We start from the raw sequence: 1748 nt of genomic DNA on the forward strand, positions 1-1748 counted from the left end.
TCGCTGTGTCTTTTCTTTTTACTCTGCCCGCCGCCCCCGGACACCCACACCTCTCTATCCGCCGGCGGCGTCAGATGTGTGTAAGCGCCCTCATCGTCTTCTCCGACCGCGTCCTCGCCGGCACGAAGGAGGACCGCGCGACCCCCGCCGTCGCCGAGGCCCTCGAGGCCGCGGGCGTCGTCGTCGCCTCCACCGAGGTCGTCGCCGAATCCCGCGAGGTCCTCTACGCCGCCGCCCGGTCGGCCCTCGCGACCGGCGCGCGCCTCGTCCTCATCCTCGGCGGCACGGGATTCGGCGTCGGCAACGTCGCCCCCGAGGTCGTCCGCGAGATCGTCGAGGTCGAGATCCCCGGCATCGCCGAGCAGACCCGCGCCCACGGCCTCGCTTCCACCCCCCTGTCCGGACTGTCGCGCGAGGTCGTCGGCGTCACCGCCCGCGACTCCTCCGGAGCGCTCGTCGTCTCCTCCCCCGGCTCGAAGGGCGGGGCGCTCGACGCGCTGGACGTCCTCGTGCCGCTGCTCCCGGCGATCTACCATCAGCTCGACGAGGCGCGCTGACCGCGCCGCGCCGAGATTCGGACGGAGGACGCGATGGGCAACAGGTTCGACACCCAGAACAGGCTCATCGCGGCCACCCGCCGGATCATCATCGACGAGGGCGTCGAGGCGACCTCGCTCGAGCACATCTGCAAGGCCGCCGGATTCTCGCGCGGCGCCTTCTACTCGAACTTCGCGTCGAAGGACTCCCTGCTCGCCGCCCTCGCCGAGGACGAGTACGCCGCGCTCATCGAGCGACTCCGGCGCACCGTTGACCGCTGGGCGGGGACGGTGTCCGGGGACGTCTCCGCCGGGGCTCCGCTGCCGATCGACGAGGCCGGAAGCCGTGCGCCCGACGAGCGGAGGGCGGAGGACGGCCTCCTCATGGAGTCGCTCCTCTTCGAGGCCCTCGACGCGATCGGCGTCGACGCCGACCTCTACCTCCTCCACTCCGAGCTCCAGATGCGGTCGATCCGCGACCCCGAGTGGGCGACGCGCTTCCTCGACATCAACCTCGAGTTCGTCGACGAGCTCGGGCGGGTGCTCCAGTGGATCCTCGAGGCGGCGGGGCGCGAACTCGTCTCGCCGCTGCGCCCCCTCACGCACTCGGTGATCGGCGTCGTCATGCGCGCCGCCGGGATCGCCGCCTGGCGGACGAAGGCGGTGGCCGTCCTCGGCGAGGGGATCGATCCGCACGCGCCCGGCGGCATCGTCGATCGGAGCGAGCGGGCGGAGACGGGACCCGCCTCCGCCCGCGACTCTGCCGCCCGCGAGATCCTCGAGGTCGTCCTCCAGATCCTCTACGCCTCCTCCCGGCCCCGAGACGAAGACTCAATCCTCTAGGCCTACACGCACAGTGAGAGCACGAGGACCACAGCGGCACGATGGGATGGGGATGGGATGAAAGCCCTCTTGAGCACGTAGCCCGCTAACCACGCCTGCGCTATGTGGGCTCGAAGGTGGCATGTCTCAAGACATCGTGGACAGTCTTGCGGGCAGTTGGGCCGGGCGCTTCCGACCGTTCATCCCGCTGGGGTCAATCGACCTGGACCTCATGTTCGCGCAACCAAGATCGCGTTCGGTCCACCTGAGTTGCACAGTTGGGGTGTGTCACGTGGCGAGGCTGTCGAGGATGGTTTTCGCGGTTGGTGGGATGGTGGGTTGGGCGGTGATGTTGTGTCCGGCGATGCGGATGGTGACGTGACGCAGGGG

Annotated in this window: 2 protein-coding genes; both read left to right on the forward strand. The window is 69.8% G+C overall.

What is annotated here, in order from left to right:
• Nucleotides 1-74 precede the first annotated feature (74 nt).
• Nucleotides 75-557 carry a molybdopterin-binding protein gene (locus tag DY157_RS11210; protein ID WP_115728723.1) on the forward strand — a complete coding sequence of 161 codons (483 nt, stop codon included), beginning with the start codon at nt 75-77 and terminating at the stop codon, nt 555-557.
• Nucleotides 558-590: 33 nt separating this feature from the next.
• A complete protein-coding gene (locus DY157_RS11215) occupies nt 591-1379 on the forward strand; it encodes a TetR/AcrR family transcriptional regulator (RefSeq protein ID WP_115728724.1) in 789 nt (262 codons plus the stop codon).
• Nucleotides 1380-1748 lie beyond the last annotated feature (369 nt).

It is taken from the genome of Actinomyces culturomici, from assembly GCF_900499005.1.
Classification (GTDB): Bacteria; Actinomycetota; Actinomycetes; order Actinomycetales; family Actinomycetaceae; genus Pauljensenia; species Pauljensenia culturomici.